The following is an 18925-nucleotide window of genomic DNA, read 5'->3' on the forward strand; positions in this document are numbered from 1 at the left end:
TTCAAGGTAGGTTTTCAGCAGATCTCGTTGTGGTGCCTGGCGCTTATCCCGTGGAATCATGGCGTTTTCTTCCGGTTTTTGGGCGAAACGGGGAGATTTATGGTGGATATTATACTCGAAACTCAAGCCAACTCATTGCTTTGTTTCAGTTTTTTGGTTTTGCAGGGACGACTAAATAGGAAATTACCGCCACTTGCATTGAGACGTCGGAATCATAAAAACTCTGATTATCTCTGATAAAAATAGAAGCTAGCCTAAGAGCGTGCTGGTAGATCTGAAAATCTTCATCGCTTTTTTTTTCGTGGCTTTTGAAATTCATACTAAATTCCAGGGGCCACTCTTCAAAACCAATAAACTTATCCTCTAAATCCCTTATCTTCTTCTTGAGTTCGTCTGAACTCCTACTATCCCAGACCTTTACCAAGGACCCTACCAGGAAATCGGCTAGTTGGATTAGAACTTCCTGAGTGCTATCTATCGTGCTGAAAGAGGAGCTCCATAGAAGATCGGGAATGTGATTTTTCTCAACGTAAATCTTTAGACTTTCCTGGAACTCCTTTGATCCATGTTGGTCAACGACTACATCTAGGTCATCGAATGCTCTAAATAGCTTCCTATAGATTATTCCGTTAGTAAACTTCACAAAGGACCGCTTGAACTTTAAACCACTGTCCGGATTTATCTTCGATTTATCGATAAGAAGAAAAAACATCTTAAAGTCTAAAGCTTCAATGTCTGAGAGTATTTCAGTACGCCTTTTAAATCCCTTCTTATCCTTTACCTGACTGCTTTTAATTTCGCCAGATTTAAAGTGTTTTTCTCTAATTTTTTGGACAGCCGAACGCAACTCGGGGAGGTCTTGTTCTTCCACAACAACTGCAGCGACCGCGAAAAAATTAGTTGCTCCCGGCTTTTCAATTTCTAAATCTTGATTGCCTGATTCGTCGAGAAAAGCATACGTCCTTGTCACTGAAACACTCTCCTTAGCTCGACGAAACGACTTTGAATGGGATGAAGAAATTTTCGGCCAGTTGGTCGTATCGAATTTTGGAACGCTCAAGGTGCTGAGAACACTCCAACTCTAGATCACCATGAGGCAGCTTTGACTCAGCTAGGAACGCCACGAGCTGTCGAGCTTCAGTAATTAATCGCTGAAGGCTCTCATACGTTAATACAAAGGAGTTGTGAGCCTCAGCTTGATCTGTAGAGAAGCTATTGGGGTGAACAGATACTCTAATCGATTGAAATCCTGGATACTTATCCTTAAACCATTCATCCGCGACAAGAAGCTGGCCGTGGTTGTCTTTATTTAGCGGATTCGTGGCCTTCTTACGGCTCTTAGCTTCTAGGACCACCCCAATATTCCCCGGCATTAACCAGAGCACATCAGGCCCCTTACCTTTGACATCAAATCGTTCAGAAGAAAACCCAAGGAATTTTCCAAGTAAGGTAAGGGACTGCTCGAAGTTTGACGCGGAAGCCTCAGCATTTAAATTACTGACCACACTTTCAAACTCACTCAGAGTTCCCCGACGAACTCGATAATTTGCAAAGCGCTCTACAATGTTCTTCGCTTGTGATGTGGGCACATTAAGCTGACGGTACGGTGGTTTTACTTTAGGACGATGAAGCGCCCTATTCGTTGCAAAAGCGGACTGTTGCAGTGAGTCAGCCAAATCTTTGTTGCCCCAATGGTCGGCGATTTTCGCAGCTAACTGCCGCAGATACCCCTGGAGGGGTTTGTCTCCCGGCTTGCAGGCCTCGGCTGCTTTCTGGAGGGTATCAATTGCTTTTTCGACATGCCCATCTTTCCAATTTTCTATAGCCTTTCTCTCAAGCGCCGCAACCACAGTTTGGGAAGAGTCCTCCTTTTGGTCATCAATCAAGTCAGCTAGTTGCTCAGCATGGAACGAAGTCCAGTCAGTAGCTCGCGTAAAACTGAGGTCGACAGTCTCAATCAGTTCTTCATCTGAACTGATGTCCTTGCTTACATCTCTGCCCATGTCCAATTGGGCTTTGGTGGGAGCTGTAAGGAATTCAAAATTAGCGTCTTTCGCAATCCAAGCAGAAAGATCAGAGCCAACCAAGAGAACTACGCAATAATCCCCTGCTCCCCTAGCCGCGCGGCCTATGCCCTGCTCGATTCTTTGAGCGACAATCCTTGCTAAGCTTTCACCACCCTGTAGAACGACCGCTCTGTGCAACTCATAATCCGATGTCCCTTTCGGCAAACCATCCATTATGAGCAAACGACAGGAATCTCCAGGCAGATCGATCCCATCGTACCGATTTGCAAAAACAACGGGGCCCAGCAATTCGCGCTTCTGCAACTTCCCCACGATCTCATTTACTTCGCTGGTGGAGCTGGGCTTATAAGCGACATCCGTCCACTTCGTGGCAGCGTGATTTGAGGGTGTAATCACTATTGCGCCCGTGCGCTTCTGATCAACACAGATCGAGAGTAGCTTCCGGGAAATCGCCGCAGCATCGGGCGCGTAGTCCATGAGGGACGGAATGAGGATCATGCGCTCACTAACGCCAGCCAGAGAGCGGGACCGCAGAGGTGACTCAACCGCGGATTTCGAAGCACCGAAAGTTCGAATCAGCTCGCTATCGTCCGCAATTGTAGCCGACATGTATATTCGCCGTGGCGCACTAGAAAACGTCGGAAACAAGTTCGTTAGAGGTAAGACCGGAGTGATAGTAAACCGATTACGACTGATGAACGCTTGGCACATTTCTAGGCTGTCCCGGACCAATCTCCAGGCGAACTGTTCGGACATACCGGCCTGTGTTAAAAGTTCCCTCACGGTGTCGAGATGTTGATGCCAAGCCCAGTGTGGAACCTCTAGAACAGCCAGGTCATCACCCGATCTTATGTCATCAAAGGTTCCAATTTGAGATGAGGCTTTGAAGGTCTCTCGAAAGAGGTCTGTAAGGTTTTCATAGACGTCGTTTTCACCTTTTCGCTCCACTTCGATAGTGAAAGACGCCCGCACATCGGAAAAGGCCACATGCGCATCATCAAGAATTACGGCACCTACTTCTACAGGCGCAGTTGAGCCCGTAAGTCCGAATCTACTGCGACCATTGAAGAGTGACTTATAGTTGGCGACAAGCACGCAGCCGGAATTCTGGAAGTCTTCTTGGAAACCTTTGTTTGAATACTCGACTGCAGGTATTCCGTATTCCTGTGCTTTTTCGAGAGTTTGCCGCACCAATTGGTTGTTAGGCGCAAGATAAAGGACCGGCCTTCGCTGTTCATTAAGAGAAGACTGGGCAATAAGCAGGCCGACAAGGGTCTTTCCTCCTCCAGTATGTAGTTTAAGAACAACGTCGCGATCATCGCGCCTAGAGAACCAGCCTTTCAGAACCTCCGATTGGCTTGTGTAAAGATCATTAATTTGCGGTGGTTTAGGAAGTCGCCGAAAAATTTCTAGCGGATCAATAGGAAGGCTCTTTTTCTTTCGGGCTCGTAACTTGGCAAAATCGACCATGATTCAGATCCTTAGAACCAAAACGGCATGTAAGATACATAGGAAGATAACGTAGCATATGTAACGAGAGTTGTAGATGGTGAACGACATCAAGCGTCTACATAACGTCTACATTTTAATTATTGAATAAACCGAAAAGGGCGGCGTAGAAGCCAAGGCTTTGTTTTTTATGGTGCTCCGGGCCGGAATCGAACCGGCACGACCGTGAGGTCGAGAGATTTTAAGTCTCTTGTGTCTACCAATTTCACCACCGGAGCATTCGGGGGGAAGTTTTGAGGGCCGGAATTGTATAAGGCCATGGGCGATAACGCAATTCAAAACACCCTCGGTTAGTTTTTCCCTCAGGCTACTGGCTTCCGGGCCATCCCTTTGTAGATATACCCGGCTATCTTTGGTGATTTCGGAATGTAGAGGTTTTCCAGTTCCTCAAGCTCAAACCCGGCATGGCGGATCAGGTCTGCGATATGGCGGTTCAGGTGGCAGCCACCCGCCAATTTTTTCCAGCTTGGGTTGATGCGGTTTTGCCATTTGCGGGTGCTGTCATCGGGCGACTCGCCGTGCTCCAGGAACAGGAGTTCTCCCCCAGGCTTTAACACGCGCTTCATTTGCAGCAGCGCGGCGTTCCAGTCGGGAATGGTGCACAGAGTGAAGGTAAGCAGCACGGTATCCACGCTGTTATCTTGCAGCGGAATTTTCTCCCCCGGCAAGCCCAGCCACTCCACATGAATCGGTGTGCGCTTTAGATTTGGCTGGGCTTTGCGGCGCATGCCCTCGGAGGGCTCCAGGCCGTAAACCATTTCCACGGTGTCCGGGTTGTAGAATTCCAGGTTAATACCCGATCCCATGCCTACTTCCAGCACACGGCCTTTGGCCCGGGGTACTAGCTGGCTACGCAGTTTCATAACCTGCCCCATGGAGCAGGCCTTGTCGATAATATGCGGCAGGATGCGTTCTTCGTAAAAGCTCATGCTTTCCACCATACTTGTTTTTAATCAACGGGTGCGACAATCTGCCCTATCGGTTTAGCAGCGATATCCAGTAGCATGCTCTCTAACTGCCGGTAAAAACAATATTACAATTCAGGCTGTGGCAGCTGTGGAGTGAGTGCGCTGTGCTCGCTTATTGTGACGTTAACCTTTACCGGGGGTTCCTATGGAACTAGATCCTCTCATCCTATCGCGAATCCAGTTCGCTTTTGTCGTGTCATTTCACGCCATTTTTCCGGTGTTCACCATCGGGCTTGCTTCCTATATTGCCGTACTTGAAGGGCTTGCGTACAAAACCAGGAACCCGGTATGGCTGAAGCTGTCTTCATTCTGGACCACGGTGTTTGCAGTGGTCTTCGGAATGGGTGTGGTATCCGGGATTGTTATGTCGTTCCAGTTTGGTACCAACTGGAGTAATTTCTCCCAGGCTTCTGCCAACTTCCTTGGGCCCATGCTCAGCTATGAGGTTATTACGGCCTTCTTCCTTGAAGCGGCGTTTCTTGGGGTGTTGCTCTTTGGGCGCGATCGCGTTCCGCCCGGTGCGCATCTGTTTGCCGCAATTATGGTCGCCACGGGCACCTTCATATCGTCGTTCTGGATTCTGTCAGCTAACAGCTGGATGCAAACACCTGCCGGAACCGAGCTGCGAGATGGCATCTTCTACGTTACTTCCTGGAGCGAGGCGATATTTAACCCCTCCTTCCAGTTCCGCTTTGCCCATAAGGTTATCGCCTCGTTCCTGACTGGCGGCTTTGTTGTGGCCGGTGTCAGCGCATGGTATCTGCTGAAAGGCCGTGAGGTGGAAGCAAACCGCAAAGCCTTGTCCATGTGCCTGTGGTTGCTGCTAATTCTTGCACCTGCGCAGTTGGTGGTTGGCGATTTCCACGGGTTGAATACCCTTGAGCACCAGCCAACAAAAGTGGCGGCAATGGAAGGCAACTGGGAAACCTCCCGCAACGTTCCGCTGTTGTTGTTCGCGATTCCTGATCAGGAAAACCAAACCAACCATTATGAAATTGGTGTACCCAGCCTTGCCAGCCTGATTCTTACCCACGAATGGGACGGCGAGATTCCTGGCCTTAAAGATGTTCCTGTAGCAGAGCAGCCACCGGTTGCCATCGTATTCTGGTCCTTCCGGATTATGGTTGGGTTGGGAATGTTGATGATTCTTTTTGCTCTTACCGGTCTCGTTCTGCGTGCAGGTGGCCGCTATTGGCAGGCACCCTGGTTCCTTCAGGGTATGCGGTTCATGAGCGTTGCACCGTTTATTGCCGTTCTGACGGGCTGGTTTGTAACCGAGTTTGGGCGGGCTCCATGGCTGGTCTATGGAATGATGACCCAAGCTGAGTCAGTCACCCCCTCCCTCACCGGCGGTATGGCGCTGTTTACTTTGATTGGCTACGTGGTTGTGTATGCCCTGGTGTTCACGGCAGGCGTTTATTACCTCATGCGGGTGCTTTACGAAGGTATGGAGAACGATAAGCACGAGCCAGACACCCAGTCTGAACGGGCTAAACGGCCTATGTCTGCTGCACACACGTCATTTGAACTCCATGACTCCAAAGAACAGCCGACCAAACAGGGAGGACACTGATTATGGAACTGCTTGATTTGGCACTCGTATGGGCATTTATCATCGGTTTTGGCGTCATTATGTATGTGTTGATGGACGGCTTCGATCTGGGCGTGGGAATTCTCTTCCCCTTCGCCCCGACAGAGCAGGATCGCGACGTGATGATGAACTCGGTTGCTCCGGTATGGGACGGCAACGAAACCTGGCTGGTGCTCGGCGGTGCCGGGTTGCTGGGCGCATTCCCGCTGGTTTACAGCATATTGCTGCCGGCCTTGTACATTGGCGTGTTTCTGATGCTGGCCGGTCTGATTTTCCGGGGCATTGCCTTTGAATTCCGTTTCAAAGCGCGCACCTCCCGTTATCTTTGGAACTGGGCCTTTGCCGGTGGCTCGACTGTGGCCGCATTCGCCCAGGGCGTGGTTGTAGGCACTTACATTCAGGGCTACGAAACCGCCAATGGCGTGTTCACTGGCGGTGCGTTTGATTGGCTGACCCCATTCACCGTATTGACTGGCCTTGGGCTGCTCGCAGGTTATGCGTTGCTGGGCTCTACATGGCTGATCATGAAAACCGAAGGCCGGTTGCAGGAGTGGGCGTACAAAATCACCCTGCCCCTGTTAGCCGCTGTGCTGGTGGTGTTTGGCATTATCAGTGTGTGGACACCGTTTATAGACGATATGGTTCGCGACCGCTGGTTCAGCAACCTTAGCCTTATCTGGATTCTGCCAGCACTGACTTTGCTGTGCGCTTTCCAGATATTCCGGTCGGTGCGTAACCGGTTTGAAGGCATGCCTTTCGTGGCCACTATGGGATTGTTCATAACAGCCTATCTGGGTTTGATTGTGAGCCGGTGGCCGTATCTGGTTCCGCCTGACTACACCCTGTGGGATGCAGCCTCGGCTTACGATTCGCAGCTGTTCCTTTTGATCGGCTTGCTGATTGTTATTCCATTTGTACTCACCTACACGGCGTGGACCTATTGGGTTTTCCGGGGCAAGGTACGTGCTGGGGAGGGTTACCACTAAGTGACAAAGCAGGCTCTTGACCAGCGCGCAGTACGGTGCTGGCTTTCAGGGCTTACAAGTGGCAACCGGCGCTGGATTCAGGGTACGGTTGCCGCAGGTACCCTGGCCGGCGTCGCCACCATCGTGCAGATGGTGTTTCTGGCGCGCATTGTTCACCTTGGTGTTATCGAACATGCGCCAACCTCCGAGCTGGCGCCCTATTTTCTTGGCCTTGTTCTGGCTATTGTTTTCCGATCTGTAGCCCAGGGTGTGCAAACTCACCTTGCGGCACGATGCAGCGAACAAGTACGCCGCACTGCACGGCGTCAGATCCATCAGCACTGGTGCAGCATGGGTCCACTTGAATTGGGGCAAACCTCTGCAGGTAGCCTGGCAAGAGAGTGGATTGACCACGTTGATGCCTTGCACGGTTATTTCGCTCGCTTTCTTCCCCAAATGGCGCTTTCCCTGATCGTTCCGCTTTTGATTCTGATGTTGGTGTTCTATCTCGACTGGCTTGCCGGGATTTTTCTGCTTCTGTCAGCCCCACTGATCCCATTCTTCATGGCACTGGTGGGTATGGGTGCGGAGAAGCTTAACCAACAGCATTTTGAGACTGTGAGCCGTTTGTCTGGTCAGTTTCTGGATAAGGTTCGAGGCATAACCACTCTGCAATTGTTCGGGCAAACCGAAAGCGCTGCAGAAGTGATTCAACAGCGTTCGGATCAGTACCGCAAAATCACTCTGAAAACTTTGCGTGTGGCGTTTTTATCTTCAGCGGTTCTCGAGTTCTTCGCGTCCGTCGCCATAGCGGTCATCGCTATCTATATCGGTTTTGGTCTTCTGGGTTACATAACCTATGGGCCGTCATCGGATTTAACGCTGTTCTCCGGGCTGTTGATTTTGTTATTGGCGCCGGAGTTCTTTCAGCCATTGCGCATACTCTCCCAGCACTACCACGATCGGGCCGCTGCGCTTGGGGCTGGTGCCGAGATTCTTGCCCGTTTGAATGATGACGGGTCGGTTGTTTCTTCCTCGGGCGAGGAAACAGAAAGCCTCAGAGCTACGCCCTCAGCCCCCGAGCCTGTTACCGGCAACGAGACAATCGAACTGAACGCCGTGTCACTGGCTTTTCGAGAAGATCACAAGGTTCTCAGGGATGTATCGCTGGTGATCGGTAAAGGCGATGTAATTGCCCTTATAGGCCCGTCCGGGGGTGGTAAATCCACACTGCTGAACCTTCTTGCAGGATTTTTGGTGCCAGACAGCGGCGATATTCACCTGTTTGGCATGCCAGCAGGCAGCTTTGCCTTTGGCTGGCTAGGCCAGAGCGGATTTCTTGTGCACGGCACCTGGGCAGATAACCTTCGGCTGACCAGTCCGGATGCTTCTGATGTGGCTATCGAGACAGCATTGAGAAACGTTGGCCTTGGCCCCTTGCTGGACAGCCGAGACGACGGCATTTTCAGTCAGGTGTCGGAAGACGGCCAAGGCTTGTCCGGTGGTCAGGCCCGGCGCCTGAGCCTGGCACGAATTTTTGTGGCGGATTACGACGTAATTCTTCTGGATGAACCCACAGCCGGCCTCGACAACGACAGTGAGATGTTTGTTCTTGAGGCGCTTCACAAGCTTGCTCAGGCCGGCAAGACACTGATCTTTTCCACCCATCATCAGGCGCTGCTGGCTCTCGCCAATCGGGTGTTACTGGTGTCTGGCGGCGAGGTTAAAGATGTCTGAACTTAAGCCATGGCTAACATTGATATATCAGCGCCCCGGCAGGCTCTTCGTGGGTGCCCTTCTGATGCTGGCCGCCCTGCTTTCCGGGCTTGGTCTGCTGGCGCTTTCCGGCTGGTTTATCACTGAAACTGCATTGGTGGGCGTTCTTCTCGCGGCCAGCTTACCGGCCACTATCAATCTGTATGTGCCAGGTGGTGGCATCCGGTTTTTTGCAGTATCCCGCACGGTTTCCCGTTACGTGGAGCGGCTCTATAACCACGACACCGTGCTGCTACTGCTCACGGACATTCGCGTCGCCCTGTTCCGAAAGCTTGCCGCCGCCGGACGAGGCCAGAGGCGGGAGCTGACTGGTGCCCAGTGGTTATCGCGACTTACCAGCGATGTGGATGCTCTCGACACCCTGTACCTGCGCCTGATTGCACCAACGGCTTTGGCTGCGTTTGTAGCGCTACTGCTTTTTGGACTGGCTTGGATACTGTTTGATGTGAGAATCGCCGCTGGCGTCGCCCTGATACTCGGCATCGCTTTTGTAGTCGCCACAATCGGTGTTTACGCAAGAACAGCCAGGATTGCAGCTCGGCAGAGTGATCAGCAGGAATCTCTTCGCATGGCGGTTGTAGAGCACCTGGAAGGTTTTGCGGAGCTTACTGCAGCTGGCCGCGTAGGCAAACACGGCGCCTGGCTTATGCGCCAGGCGCACCAAACGGCAACGGAGCAGGTGAAAGCCGACTCCCGCACCGGCTGGCAACTGGCAGGCTCCAACTTGCTGATTAATCTTTCTGCAGTATTCGCACTCTGGGCAGGCTTCGAGTTGTTCCGCGCTGGCGCTATTTCCGGGCCCATTCTGGTTCTGCTGCCCATCGCCCTGCTCGGCCTGGCAGAAGTTTACAGCATGCTGCCGGAAGCCTTTGGCAAGCTGGGCGCTACCCAGGCCTCTGCTGCACGCTTGAACCGGGACTGCAGGAGTAAAGACATCGAGCATGTGCCGAATACCATTGAGCTACCTGAAGGCACCGCTCTGCTGGCCAAAGATCTCTCCGTAAAGTATCCCGAACATGCACCACTTTTTACCCACTTTGATTTGCAGATAGCAACCGGCGAGCGAGTGGGTATTCTTGGCCATTCAGGCAGTGGCAAGTCATCCCTTGCAGATACGTTCTCGGGTCTTCTGGCTCCTTCAGGCGGTGCCAGCTCAAGCCTTTCGTGTGCTTATCTCACTCAAAAAACCGTGTTGTTTGAAGATACCTTGCGAGCCAACCTGTTACTGGGCGCTCCGGATACAAGCGATGCACAGCTTTGGAGAGTTCTTGATGTAGTGGACCTTGCAGAGCGATTCGGCTCAGAGCGGGATCAACTTGATACCTGGCTGGGGAGTTCAGGAAGCCGGCTTTCCGGTGGTGAGGCGCGTCGCGTTGTGCTTGCCCGAGTGCTGTTAAGCCCTGCCCCCTTGCTGATACTGGACGAGCCATTTACCGGGGTTGATGCACCCACACGAGAGAAGATAACCAAGCAAATGGATATCTGGCTGGAAGGACGAACTGTAATTAGCTTGGCACACGGGCCGGAAGCCCTTCCGGGCACCGACCGTGTGATTCATCTAAGCGTTTAAACCCCAGCGTTTACCGGGTTTCAACTACCTCAAACGTAAGCCCTGCTTTGTTGGTCAAACGACCCAGCAGGTTGTCGCCAAGTATCGATGCGGGCGTCCAGAAGCCACCCTGCTTATCTGCAGGCACATCGAATGCCAGGCACATGCCGGCTTCGCCCAGCATTTTACCGGTAGAACCGTAGCCAGGGTCAGCATCGCCAGTCACCTTGGTGATCATGGTTTTGCCATCCGGGGTGCGCCCTACAAATCGCAAATCATAGAATCCTGCCTTTTGAGCCTCCGGGCTCGGGCCTTCGCCAGGCTGAGGCACGAACTTCTCGATCAACCAACGGGTTGGTTTAAGAGCAGACGCCGTCAAGAAACCCATCAGGGCCGCAGTAACACCGTAAGCCGCCAAACGGCCCTTGGCGCCAGTGCCCGTCATGATGGCTTCATCGTAGGTGAACTCTTTGCCATAACGGGCGTCTTGCAGGGCATTGGAGCGGTGCACAATACGAGTATTGATCGCACCCATTACAAACGGTGCCAGCCACACATTGAATGTTTTATCGAATTCCGCACCTTTCAGTGCCGGCTGGCGCACCTTTGAGCGATGCTCCGGTGGGCTGATTGAGAAAGGATTGGCTATTTCCTTACGCAGCTGCGAGTCGGATGCAGCTTCTTTGGCTACGTTGATAATAGAAGCAACCGTACCGCCGGAAACCCCGCCTTTGGCTACTTTCACACGCATGCGCACGTCTTGGCATGGCTCGCCAAACGTCTTTTCTGCCTGTTGTTGCAGGAACCAGACGCCCATATCCGACGGAATGGAATCAAACCCGCAGCAATGCACAATTCGTACACCGGAAGCCTTGGCCTGATCTTCATAGCGGTCAACCATCTGGCGAATCCACTGAACTTCACCGGTTAAATCGCAATAGTCGGTGCCTGTCTCAACACAGGCTTTCACCAGAGGCTCACCGTACAGCGCGTAAGGCCCTACCGTGGAAATGATCACGCGGGTTTGTTCACACATAGCTTTCAAGGCAGCGTCGTCGGTGGAATCTGCGAGAATCACCGGAAGTTCGCTTGCGTCAGCTCCCAAACCCGACTTTAGCGTGCTTAGCTTGGATTCTGAACGCCCGGCAATGGCCCACTTAACCTCGCCAGCAACGCCGTAGGTGTCATACAGGTATTGCGTAAGTATCTGGCCGACGAAACTGGTCGCACCGAACACAACCAGGTCGTAGGTGGTTTCTGCTGATTTGGTCATTGCCTGTCCTTTTTATGAGATCTTTTTGCCGGAATTGTGTGAGTTTTTCTGACTATTTACAGCGAAATTCAATAGAAGGATCTTAGCAGCTTTGAGGTGCCGTTCTAACTTCACTGGGAGCGCTTTAGTGACGTCGTCACGGCCAATCGCACAGCTTGGTGTATAAGGCACACTGGTGAATATCGAATAGATGCACCTTTGGAGATTCCAATTGGCCATATTCCTCCTGATACTTTGTTTGCTTCTTGCCATATTCAGTGGTTTTCTTTGCTGGCAATTCATTGAGCAGCGCAAGATTCTGTCACACCTGATCACCGAAACAATGCGAGCAGACCCGGAAGCTGATCTTGGGAAAGAGCCAGACTTGATCCTTACGCTTAAAGTGCTCAACCCGATTACTGTGGCGAAGCGTGAATCCCGTTCTGCACGGGTTCTGGCGGATAAACTCCCGGTGATGGTACGAAAAATGGTGTACCAGGGCGTTATGAAAGAGCTGGAGCAAGAGATGGTTGAGCGTGAAATCGACGTGGAGCTGAAGATTGAGTATCGCTAGGAGTTTCGCACAGTGACCGTCCAGCTATCCTTGGCATTGCTTTTATTAGTTGTAGCATCTGGCGCTCTTGGCTATGGCTTCGTGCAAGCCAGGGGCTCCAGAGCTCTCATACGCAAGCTTAATTCCTACCGCATAAAGACCAACAGTGCTGTTCAAAAGCGCCGCCTCGATCTCTATGAGGTGCGTAACCGGGCAAAACTTCTGGAGGACACGGTATCCAGTGGCGCGAGCGCTGTTGAGAAGGTGCACAGAGTCATCGCAAACACCACTTTTAGCCTGGTTGAGCGCCTTTCAAAAGACGACGAGGCCCGCGAAAGCGCCCTTAAAGCCCGCAAAACCCACGATCACACCAGTAAGCAGGTTTATCATGCGGTGCGCACCACGAATAAAGCCATTCATATTCTTGCTGACTCACTGTTTATCACTAAAGCAGAGCGGCGAGTGATATTGAGAAGGGGCACCCCCGAGCAGAAAAAGAACGACGAATAGGTCGCAAGGCAGATCAGTTCTTTTTGAAGCGCTTTACGGTGGGCTCTACAGTAACGGTAAGTGACTCAAGCTCTGCCACACGCGCAAGACCTTCCGCTCCAGCCCGATACAAATGTGGCGTCATCGCCAGTAAGTCAGAAACAGACTGTTTATCCGGAAGAGTAAGGCTGAAACGAACGGCCGACGTATCCACAGCTGTGAAACCTTCAGGCGCATCACTTGGAGGCTGGCGAGGCTCTTTTAGCTCTGGATAGATAATGTTTCGCAGCTCTATTAGGTGATCCGGGCCTGCGTCTACCTGTACTATCTCCCCGCCAGGTCTGAGCACTCGGGCAAATTCCCTGTAAACCGGAAAGCCGAACAAACATAGTATGCAATCGAGTGTTTCGGGCAGTACCGGCAAGTTTGCGTTACTCCCAACTACCCATGCAGGCGTTTTATCCTGCTTGGCTGCGGATAATATGGCCCACTTTGAGATATCCAGTCCCAGCATCGCAAGGCGTGCAGCGTCTGGCATTTTCTCTGCCAGATATCGCATGTAGTACCCTTCCCCACACCCGGCATCCATACAAGCCATAGCCGCCTCACAGTGAGTTTCATGGAACACTGCCTGAAAAACTGCTTCAGCAATAGGCTCATAAAATCCCGCCGCCAGAAATCTCTTGCGTGCCGCAACCATCTCCTTGTTATCACCAGGATCTTTGGAGCGTTTGTTCTGAACGGGCAACAAATGAACGTATCCCTGGCGCGCAATATCAAAACTATGGCCAGCATCACACTGCCAACTTCTACCCTTTAGCTGCAGGACAGAACCGTCGATTGGGCAAGCAAGTGCTTCAAATGGGGTGATGGTCATTAATAGACATCCGGAGTGGAAGGCTGGTTACGAGGGTAAGATTACAACTTATGGCTCTGCAACAAAAAAGACACCCGAAGGTGCCTTTTTCGTTTGCTGGCAGAAGGTTACAGAACCTTCTTCAGCTCTTCCTCAAGTTGCGGTACTGCTTCAAACAGATCCGCTACCAGGCCGTAATCGGCAACCTGGAAGATAGGTGCTTCTTCATCCTTGTTGATCGCAACGATCACCTTGGAATCCGACATACCGGCCAAGTGCTGGATAGCACCGGAGATACCCACCGCGATGTACAGCTGTGGCGCAACAATCTTACCGGTCTGACCTACCTGCATGTCGTTCGGTACAAAACCGGCGTCAACCGCAGCACGGGATGCACCCATACCAGCGCCCAGCAGATCAGCCACCTGCTCCAGCATTTTGAAGTTGTCGCCGTTCTGCATGCCACGACCACCGGAGATAACAATACCGGCACTGGCCAGATCAGGACGATCAGATTTGGCTTTCTCTTCGCCTACAAACGAAGACAGGCCTGCGTCTTTTACAACGTCCAGCTGCTCAACGGATGCAGAACCACCTTCAGCGGCTACAGGATCAAAGCCTGTCGGGCGCACGGTGATTACCTTGATGCTATCGCTGGTCTTGACCGTTGCGATGGCGTTGCCGGCGTAAATCGGACGAACGAAGGTGTCTGCGGATTCAACGCGAATGATGTCAGATACCTGGGCAACGTCCAGCAGCGCTGCAACGCGCGGCATGAAGTCTTTGCCTGTGGTGCCGGCAGAAGTCAGGATGTGGCTGTAGCCCTTACCCACTTCTGCAACCAGCTCGCCCAGATTCTCACCCAGGAAGTGACCGTATGCTGCGTTGTCGGCAACCAGTACCTTTGCAACGCCTTCCGCCTTGGCGGCAGCTTCTGCAACCGCGCCACAGTTTTCGCCGGCAACCAATACATCAATGTCGCCACCGATGGCCTTGGCAGCCGCTACAACGCTCAGAGTCGCCTGCTTCAGGCTGCTGTTGTCGTGTTCAGCAATTACAAGGATGCTCATTTAGATCACCTTCGCTTCGTTCTTCAGTTTATCGACCAGCTCGGCTACGTCGGCCACTTTAATACCTGCTGAACGGGCAGCCGGTGCTTCCACTTTCAACGTGGTCAGGCGCGCCGCAATCTCAACACCCAGATCGGCCGGGCTCATCACATCGAGAGGCTTCTTCTTGGCTTTCATGATGTTTGGCAGAGACGCATAACGTGGCTCGTTCAAACGCAGGTCGGTGGTTACCACCGCAGGCAGGTTCAGGGAAACGGTCATCAGACCACCGTCTACCTCACGGGTAACATTGACTTTTTCGCCATCAACAACCACTTCAGACGCGAAGGTGCCCTGGCCCATGCCAGTCAGCGCAGCCAGCATCTGGCCGGTCTGGTTGTTATCAGAATCGATGGACTGTTTGCCGAGAATAACCAGTTTTGGCTCTTCCTTCTCAACCACGGCCTTTAGCAATTTGGCGGCGTCGAGGGACTGAACGTCCTCATCGGCTTCAATGTGGATACCACGGTCTGCACCCAGCGCCAAAGCAGTACGAATCTGCTCCTGACACGCCTTGGGACCAATGGAAACCACGACGATTTCGTTTGCAATGCCCTTTTCTTTCAGACGAACCGCTTCTTCAACAGCGATTTCGCAGAATGGGTTCATTGCCATTTTGACGTTGGCGAGATCAACACCAGTGTTATCCGGCTTGACGCGTACCTTTACGTTGTAGTCGATTACTCGTTTTACAGCGACCAGAACCTTCATAGATTCCTCGTTCTTCTACGATGGGTTAATGACTCTCAACCAAAAATACTCTAAGACAGGCCCTGTATGGGCGGGTGACAGAGCATTCTCGATTGCTGCGTCTCGGCAGAATACCAGTATAAAAGGTATACAGACCGAACGTTTCAAACAGCGGCCTCGCACTGGGGCCATCCGTCACGGCGGACTAATACTGAAGGCAAAGATTAAATGGGTCAATAGTCCAGTTAGACGCGCCACATGTGTTTTCTTGGCCAATTTACCGGTACCGCACCTACTGCTAAGGGCAGAAACACACGCTACAGGCGGCTCAGCGCACTGAATTACAGCACAAATCTACAATGCCAAACCTTTGCTTATAATTCAAACAAACGTTTGTTTGAATCTTCAAATACGTTATCCTTTAAGCGTATAAAGGCTGAGTATTCGCCTGCGGGTAGTCGTCTGGGCAAACATTTACCGGTATGATGGCGCCCCAGAATTTTAAAAAAGCCTGCGGGCATACAATATCCATTAAAGATGTTTGAGGAGACCAACGTGGAACGCGAATCGATGGAATTTGATGTTCTTATCGTCGGCGGCGGCCCTGCTGGCTTGTCGGCAGCTTGCCGAGTGATGCAGCTGGCACAAGAGTCCGGCGAAGAACTGACGGTATGCGTAGTAGAAAAAGGTTCAGAGATCGGCGCGCACATTCTGGCCGGTACGGTATTTGAACCTACCGCCCTCAACGAACTCTTTCCCGACTGGAAAGAGAAAGGCGCCCCACTGAACACTCCGGTTACCCGTGACGATATTTTCCTGCTGAAAAACCAGGACAAGGGAACCAAGATACCAAACGCCTTCGTACCGAAGAACATGCACAACCACGGCAACTACATTATCAGCCTTGGTAACCTGTGCCGCTGGCTTGGCGAGCAGGCAGAGGCACTGGGCGTAGAAGTTTACCCGGGGTTTGCTGCAGCTGAGACGATTATAGAAGACGGCCAGGTTAAGGGGATTATCACCGGTGACATGGGCGTTGCAGCCGATGGCTCGGAAAAGGAAGGCTACATGCCGGGCATGGAACTGCGTGCCAAGTACACTCTGTTTACCGAAGGCTGCCGTGGACACCTGGGCAAGCGCCTGATTAAAGATTTCAACCTCGATGAGGGCAAAGACCCCCAGCACTACGGCATCGGTATTAAAGAGCTTTGGGACATTGACCCAGCCAGGCATGAGCCAGGCCTTGTTGTGCACACAACCGGTTGGCCTTTGACGGAAAGCGGCTCTACGGGTGGTAGTTTCCTGTATCACCTGGAGAACGGCCAGGTATATGTCGGGTTGATTGCAGACCTTTCCTACAGCAACCCGCATTTGAGCCCGTTTGAAGAATTCCAACGCCTCAAGCTCCACCCAGAATTCCGAAAGTATCTTGAAGGCGGCAAGCGCGTGTCTTATGGCGCTCGCGCTCTAACCAAGGGTGGATACAACGCTCTGCCCAAGATGAGCTTCCCTGGCGGCCTGATACTGGGTTGCGACGCAGGCACTCTGAACAGCTCCAAGATCAAAGGATCTCATACTGCGATGAAATCAGGTCTTTTGGGCGCTGAAGCAGTATTCGAAGCACTCAAAAATGGCCAAACTGGTGAAGAAATTACCAGCTTTGCAGACCGTTTTGAAAAGAGCTGGCTGTATAAAGAGCTGTACGATGAGCGCAACTTCGGCCCGGCAATGCACAAGTTCGGTAACTTCATTGGTGGCGCAATTGCATTCTTTGAGCAGAACATTCTGCGCAGAAGCCTGCCTTTCACACTACGTGATTTGACGCCAGACTACGCTGCGATGAAGCCCGCAGCCGAGTGCAAAAAGATCGCCTATCCCAAGCCGGATAACAAGCTGACCTTTGACCGCCTTACGTCGGTGTTTATTTCCAACACCAACCATGCGGAAAACCAGCCGGTTCACTTGAAGTTGACCGATCCTGATATCCCCATCAACGTAAACTTGCCCAAGTACGATGAGCCTGCTCAGCGCTACTGCCCTGCAGGGGTTTACGAGGTGGTTGAAAAGGATGATGGCAGCGGTAAACGCTTCCAGATCAACTCTCAGAACTGTGTTCACTGCAAGACCTGTGATATCAAGGACCCTTCGCAGAACATCACCTGGGTAACGCCAGAAGGCGGCGGCGGGCCAAACTATCCCAACATGTAAGTTGGCCTGGTAGCCTGAAGCACCGATTTACCCGGTGCTTTAAAAGAACGGAGTTGCGATTGAAACCGCATCTCCGTTTTTTTATGACTGCTTTACAGGAGCACAAAAAAAGGGCCCCCTCAGGAGCCCTTCTTCAGAAACCGTCCTTACACTCTTAGTGAGCGTGGCCGTGTTCCTGCTCTTCTTCCGTGGCGTCACGCGCTTCGATGACTTCAACATCAAAGTGCAGAGTCTCGCCGGCAAGCGGGTGGTTCGCGTCGATGGTGACGGTCTCTTCGCTCACTTCCACAACACGTACAACCTGGGGGCCGCCCGGGGTCTGTGCCTGGAACTGCATACCTGGTTCGATGGTGTCTACACCTTCAAACGCGGTACGTGGAACTGGCTGAACCAGCTCTTCGTTGATTTCGCCGTAGCCTTCCGCAGGCTCAACAGAAACCTTAACCTGGTCGCCTGCGTTCTTTTCGGTCAGAGCACTTTCGAGCCCACCGATAATGTTTTGTGCACCTTCCAGATAAGACAGAGGCTCGCGACCTTCGCCACGGGAGGAGTCCAGCTCTTCTCCCTGGTTGTTGGTGAGCGTGTAGTGGATGGTAACAACGCGAGGTTGGGCCATGTGATCTCCTTGAGTGTCGCAATGACTGTTTGATTGATTAAGGGTAATCGAAAGTAATCATGAACAGCCAGACTGAACAGAGGGACTAACGACCACCGGGCCTCGTTTGAGAGCCAGGCTCGTAACAAGAGTGAAAACACAGTTTAACAAGTGACAGAGTGCGTTTTCCACCGTCATTTTTGGGGGCGCCGCTCGGCTTTTCAACCGCCCTGCCCGATTTTGTAGAAATTTCCGTGGCTGAATACGCCCAGCACCGGCTTTCCGTCGACGGTTTGCTCCACAACGTGCTCCGCCAGATCATAGTAAGCTGCGGTTACAAGGCGAGCATCGACACCGTGGCGAACCCGCACTATGGGACGGGGTTGATCCGAATCCTCATAGCTGCCGACTTCCAGAGGGTGATCCTCGCCAACCTCAATGGTTTCGCCCACGTTGGTGGTTATCTTTATGATTTGCTGTTTGCCGCTTCCCTCAACCATAAGTGAGTGAGCAAGCAAAGGCGTATCCTCAACCTGAATCCGCCATTTCTCTACGGGCGTTACCAGATAATAGTGATCGTCTTCTTCACGGCGGAGTATGGTTGAGAATAGCTTGACGATGGCTTCCCGGCCGATTGGCTCACCCTTATGAATCCATTCGCCATCACGGCTCACGCGCAGATCCATGTCTCCGGAAAGCTCCGGGTGCCATTTATCCAGCGGTGGGTTGCTGAGGTTTTTTCCAGTTTTCTGCACTTGTTCAACTAGATTGTCCGGGCTTTGGCTCAT

The 18925-nt window shown here is 52.1% G+C and carries 16 protein-coding genes and 1 tRNA gene; 7 read left to right on the plus strand and 10 right to left on the minus strand.

Annotation, left to right across the window (positions count from 1 at the left end):
- Positions 1 to 145: 145 nt before the first annotated feature.
- The 4 genes from FE848_RS00005 to FE848_RS00020 all read right to left on the minus strand — a co-directional run bounded on the left by FE848_RS00005 (position 146) and on the right by FE848_RS00020 (position 4465).
- A complete protein-coding gene (locus FE848_RS00005) occupies positions 146 to 970 on the minus strand; it encodes a DUF3800 domain-containing protein (protein WP_200200697.1) in 825 nt (274 codons plus the stop codon).
- A 13-nt stretch (positions 971 to 983) separates the two neighbouring features.
- On the minus strand, positions 984 to 3497 hold the full coding sequence (locus FE848_RS00010; protein WP_200200698.1) for a DEAD/DEAH box helicase family protein: 2514 nt from the start codon (positions 3495 to 3497) through the stop codon (positions 984 to 986).
- Between the two features lie 170 nt (positions 3498 to 3667).
- Positions 3668 to 3754 (minus strand) — tRNA-Leu (locus tag FE848_RS00015).
- An 84-nt stretch (positions 3755 to 3838) separates the two neighbouring features.
- Positions 3839 to 4465: a class I SAM-dependent methyltransferase gene (locus FE848_RS00020; protein WP_200200699.1), complete on the minus strand. Its 627-nt coding sequence runs from the start codon at positions 4463 to 4465 to the stop codon at positions 3839 to 3841.
- Positions 4466 to 4649: 184 nt separating this feature from the next.
- On the opposite strand from FE848_RS00020, the gene FE848_RS00025 reads away from it, so the two are divergent.
- The 4 genes from FE848_RS00025 to cydC are packed head-to-tail and all read left to right on the plus strand — an operon-like array spanning position 4650 to position 10406.
- On the plus strand, positions 4650 to 6077 hold the full coding sequence (locus FE848_RS00025; RefSeq protein WP_200200700.1) for a cytochrome ubiquinol oxidase subunit I: 1428 nt from the start codon (positions 4650 to 4652) through the stop codon (positions 6075 to 6077).
- A gap of 2 nt (positions 6078 to 6079) precedes the next feature.
- Positions 6080 to 7081, plus strand: coding sequence for a cytochrome d ubiquinol oxidase subunit II (gene cydB, locus FE848_RS00030; RefSeq protein WP_200200701.1), 1002 nt, complete (start codon positions 6080 to 6082; stop codon positions 7079 to 7081).
- The gene (cydD, locus tag FE848_RS00035) at positions 7082 to 8797 is read left to right on the plus strand and encodes a thiol reductant ABC exporter subunit CydD (protein ID WP_200200702.1); all 1716 of its coding nucleotides are present in this window, start codon (positions 7082 to 7084) and stop codon (positions 8795 to 8797) included. It abuts the gene before it with no gap.
- The gene (gene cydC, locus FE848_RS00040) at positions 8790 to 10406 is read left to right on the plus strand and encodes a thiol reductant ABC exporter subunit CydC (protein ID WP_200200703.1); all 1617 of its coding nucleotides are present in this window, start codon (positions 8790 to 8792) and stop codon (positions 10404 to 10406) included. Before cydD ends, cydC begins: the two co-directional genes overlap by 8 nt.
- A 10-nt stretch (positions 10407 to 10416) precedes the next feature.
- Here the strand turns inward: cydC and FE848_RS00045 are convergent, their stop codons facing one another.
- Positions 10417 to 11658 (minus strand): saccharopine dehydrogenase family protein, encoded by a 1242-nt coding sequence (locus FE848_RS00045; RefSeq protein WP_200200704.1) that lies wholly within the window; start codon positions 11656 to 11658, stop codon positions 10417 to 10419.
- Positions 11659 to 11869: 211 nt separating this feature from the next.
- Between FE848_RS00045 and FE848_RS00050 the strand changes: the two genes are divergently transcribed.
- Both FE848_RS00050 and FE848_RS00055 read left to right on the plus strand, forming a co-directional pair.
- Entirely contained in the window at positions 11870 to 12211 is a 342-nt protein-coding gene (locus tag FE848_RS00050) for a hypothetical protein (RefSeq protein WP_200200705.1), read from the plus strand.
- 12 nt (positions 12212 to 12223) lie between these two features.
- Entirely contained in the window at positions 12224 to 12700 is a 477-nt protein-coding gene (locus FE848_RS00055) for a hypothetical protein (protein WP_200200706.1), read from the plus strand.
- A gap of 13 nt (positions 12701 to 12713) precedes the next feature.
- Here FE848_RS00055 and FE848_RS00060 read toward each other — a convergent pair whose 3' ends face one another.
- The 3 genes from FE848_RS00060 to FE848_RS00070 all read right to left on the minus strand — a co-directional run bounded on the left by FE848_RS00060 (position 12714) and on the right by FE848_RS00070 (position 15355).
- A complete protein-coding gene (locus FE848_RS00060; protein WP_200200707.1) occupies positions 12714 to 13556 on the minus strand; it encodes a putative RNA methyltransferase in 843 nt (280 codons plus the stop codon).
- A gap of 107 nt (positions 13557 to 13663) precedes the next feature.
- Positions 13664 to 14605 carry an electron transfer flavoprotein subunit alpha/FixB family protein gene (locus FE848_RS00065; protein ID WP_200200708.1) on the minus strand — a complete coding sequence of 314 codons (942 nt, stop codon included), beginning with the start codon at positions 14603 to 14605 and terminating at the stop codon, positions 13664 to 13666.
- Entirely contained in the window at positions 14606 to 15355 is a 750-nt protein-coding gene (locus FE848_RS00070; protein ID WP_200200709.1) for an electron transfer flavoprotein subunit beta/FixA family protein, read from the minus strand. It abuts the gene before it with no gap.
- Between the two features lie 534 nt (positions 15356 to 15889).
- Between FE848_RS00070 and FE848_RS00075 the strand changes: the two genes are divergently transcribed.
- The gene (locus FE848_RS00075; RefSeq protein WP_200200710.1) at positions 15890 to 17542 is read left to right on the plus strand and encodes an electron transfer flavoprotein-ubiquinone oxidoreductase; all 1653 of its coding nucleotides are present in this window, start codon (positions 15890 to 15892) and stop codon (positions 17540 to 17542) included.
- 154 nt (positions 17543 to 17696) lie between these two features.
- On the opposite strand, the gene FE848_RS00080 is transcribed toward FE848_RS00075, so the two are convergent.
- On the minus strand, positions 17697 to 18158 hold the full coding sequence (locus FE848_RS00080; protein WP_200200711.1) for an FKBP-type peptidyl-prolyl cis-trans isomerase: 462 nt from the start codon (positions 18156 to 18158) through the stop codon (positions 17697 to 17699).
- Between the two features lie 200 nt (positions 18159 to 18358).
- Entirely contained in the window at positions 18359 to 18925 is a 567-nt protein-coding gene (locus FE848_RS00085; RefSeq protein ID WP_200200712.1) for a DUF1285 domain-containing protein, read from the minus strand.

This window comes from Marinobacter sp. 1-3A (assembly GCF_016597775.1).
Classification (GTDB): Bacteria; Pseudomonadota; Gammaproteobacteria; order Pseudomonadales; family Oleiphilaceae; genus Marinobacter; species Marinobacter xiaoshiensis.

Bases quoted from the DNA above. Each gene is read 5' to 3' on its own strand.
- FE848_RS00060 (WP_200200707.1), bottom strand. From the start codon at position 13,556: ATGACCATCACCCCATTTGAAGCACTTGCTTGCCCAATCGACGGTTCT.
- FE848_RS00020 (WP_200200699.1), bottom strand. From the start codon at position 4,465: ATGAGCTTTTACGAAGAACGCATCCTGCCGCATATTATCGACAAGGCC.
- FE848_RS00065 (WP_200200708.1), bottom strand. From the start codon at position 14,605: ATGAGCATCCTTGTAATTGCTGAACACGACAACAGCAGCCTGAAGCAG.
- FE848_RS00045 (WP_200200704.1), bottom strand. From the start codon at position 11,658: ATGACCAAATCAGCAGAAACCACCTACGACCTGGTTGTGTTCGGTGCG.
- cydB (WP_200200701.1), top strand. From the start codon at position 6,080: ATGGAACTGCTTGATTTGGCACTCGTATGGGCATTTATCATCGGTTTT.
- FE848_RS00085 (WP_200200712.1), bottom strand. From the start codon at position 18,925: ATGAGCCAAAGCCCGGACAATCTAGTTGAACAAGTGCAGAAAACTGGA.
- FE848_RS00010 (WP_200200698.1), bottom strand. From the start codon at position 3,497: ATGGTCGATTTTGCCAAGTTACGAGCCCGAAAGAAAAAGAGCCTTCCT.
- FE848_RS00070 (WP_200200709.1), bottom strand. From the start codon at position 15,355: ATGAAGGTTCTGGTCGCTGTAAAACGAGTAATCGACTACAACGTAAAG.
- cydC (WP_200200703.1), top strand. From the start codon at position 8,790: ATGTCTGAACTTAAGCCATGGCTAACATTGATATATCAGCGCCCCGGC.
- FE848_RS00080 (WP_200200711.1), bottom strand. From the start codon at position 18,158: ATGGCCCAACCTCGCGTTGTTACCATCCACTACACGCTCACCAACAAC.
- FE848_RS00025 (WP_200200700.1), top strand. From the start codon at position 4,650: ATGGAACTAGATCCTCTCATCCTATCGCGAATCCAGTTCGCTTTTGTC.